Genomic DNA, 2,127 nt, shown 5'->3' with positions numbered 1-2,127 from the left:
GCGCCACCCCAACCGGCCCGCGCACCTGCACTTCATGGTGAGCAAGCCGGGCCACAAGGTGCTGGTCACGCAGGTGTTCGCCGATGACGACCAGAACCTCGAGAGCGACCCGACCTTCGGCGTGACGCAGCGGCTGATCGGCTGCTTCGCGCTGGCGCCCGACGGCCGGAGCGCCACGCTGCAGTACGACTTCCAGCTCGAACCGGGCGAGATGAAGTTTCCGCGTCCACCCATTCCCTGAACCTACCTCTCCATTCCATGAGCTTCGATCCTGTTTCCCGACTCGACGGCAAGGTTGCCGTCGTCACCGGCGGCCTTGGCGCCATCGGCTATGCGACGGCGGTGCGCCTTGCAGCACTCGGCGCCACCTGCGTGCTGCTGCACCGCAAGGGCGACGATGCGGCTGCACGCGCGGCCGCCCTGCCCTCCGCCAGCGGACAGCGCCACGCGGCGATCCGCGCCGACATCGTCGACACGCCGAGCCTGCAGGCCGCGGCCGCCGAGGTGAAGGCCGCGCATGGGCGCTGCGACATCCTGGTCAACAGCGCGGGCCACACGCAGCCCGTTCCGGCGGGCGACCTTGATGCGCTGACCGACGAGCTCATCGACGACATCGTGCGCGCCAACTTCCGCGGCGTGTTCGCGACCATCCGCGCCTTCGCGCCGATGCTGAAGGACAGCGGCGACGGGCTCGTTGCCAACATCTCGTCGATTGCGGGCTTCACGGGCGTGGGCAGCAACCTCGCGTACGTCGCGGCCAAGGCCGGGCTCGATGTGGTGGGCGATGCACTGGCCAAGGCGCTGGCGCCGGCGGTGCGCGTGGTGTCCGTCTCGCCGGGCGCGGTGGAGTCGGGCTTCGTGCCAGGCCGCGGCGCCGAGTTCGCGAGCAAGATGGCGAGCACCACGCCGCTCGGGCGCATCGGCAAGCCCGACGACGTGGCCGCCGCGGTGGAGGCGCTCGCAACGACGATGCGCTTCGTCACCGGCACGCGCATCGTGGTCGATGGAGGCCGCCACCTGTGAGCACCGCCAAGACGCTCATCACCTGCGCCGTCACGGGCAACCTCGTGAAGCCCGAACAGACGCCGCACCTGCCGATCACGCCGGTGCAGATCGCCGACGAATGCCTGGCCGCGGCCGAGGCCGGCGCGGCGCAGGTGCACATCCATGTGCGCCATCCCGAGACCGGCAAGCCTTCGATGGRGGTCGAGCTGTACCGCGAGGTGGTCGACCGCATCCGGCGCGGCAATCGCGAACTGGTCATCAACCTCACGACCGGCCCCGGCGGGCGCTTCATTCCGAGCGAGGACGATCCGAAGATCGCCGCGCCCGGCACCACGCTGCTGCCGCCCGAGAAGCGCGTGGAGCACATCGCGCTGATCAGGCCCGACGTGTGCTCGCTCGATCTCAACACCATGAACTCGGGCCCCGACGTGGTGATGAACACGCCGAAGAATGTGCGCCGCATGGCCAGGGTGATCCGCGAGGCGGGCGTGAAGCCCGAGCTGGAAATCTTCGATTCGGGCGACATCAACCTTGCGCTCGACCTGATCGCCGACGGCACGCTCGACGGCCCCGCGATGTGGACCTTCGTCCTCGGCGTGAAGTACGGCTTCGCGCCCACGCCCGAGACGCTGCTCTACGCACGCAACATGCTGCCGCGCGGCGCGTTCTGGAGCGCCTTCGGCATCGGCCGCATGGAGTTCCCGATCGTTGCGCAGGCATGGCTGCTCGGCGGCCATGTGCGCGTCGGCATGGAGGACAACATCTACCTCGAGAAGGGCGTGCTGGCCGAGAGCAATGCGCAGCTGGTGGCGAAGGCGCGCGACATCCTGCTGAGCCTTGGGGGCGAGATTGCGAATCCGCGGGAGGCGCGCGCGATGCTGGGCTTGCCTGGTGGGGGGAGCTGACTTGCGAACTCTTTCTATTCGGTGCGCGATGCGTTTGGTGCCTGCTGATTCAGGGGGCGCTCCCGCCGACGGGGTACCTTGCTCCGCGAATGTCCTCCGGCCTTCGGCCTCCCCCTTGATTTCGCTGCGCAAGGCACCCCATCRRCGGGWGCGTTATGCGSAGCAGTCGTTGATCAGCGATGCACAACGAGCGTGCCCTCGTGCMCAGAGCATCGGG

General features: G+C 68.9%; 3 protein-coding genes. All 3 read left to right on the top strand.

What is annotated here, in order from left to right; translation table 11 throughout:
* Positions 1–241: dioxygenase family protein (locus tag AC1DOC_RS30695; RefSeq protein WP_478131228.1), on the top strand; the 241-nt coding region annotated here is incomplete at its 5' end.
* A gap of 17 nt (positions 242–258) precedes the next feature.
* Positions 259–1,023 (top strand): SDR family NAD(P)-dependent oxidoreductase, encoded by a 765-nt coding sequence (locus tag AC1DOC_RS30690; protein ID WP_436041968.1) that lies wholly within the window; start codon positions 259–261, stop codon positions 1,021–1,023.
* Positions 1,020–1,910, top strand: a complete 891-nt coding sequence (locus AC1DOC_RS30685) for a beta-keto acid cleavage family enzyme (protein ID WP_478131227.1) — start codon at positions 1,020–1,022, stop codon at positions 1,908–1,910. The genes AC1DOC_RS30690 and AC1DOC_RS30685 overlap by 4 nt, the downstream gene beginning before the upstream one ends.
* The last annotated feature ends 217 nt before the right edge of the window (positions 1,911–2,127 follow it).

Source organism: Variovorax sp. 01T439_2 (assembly GCF_056398445.1).
This window is presented reverse-complemented; position numbering and strand designations above follow the sequence as displayed.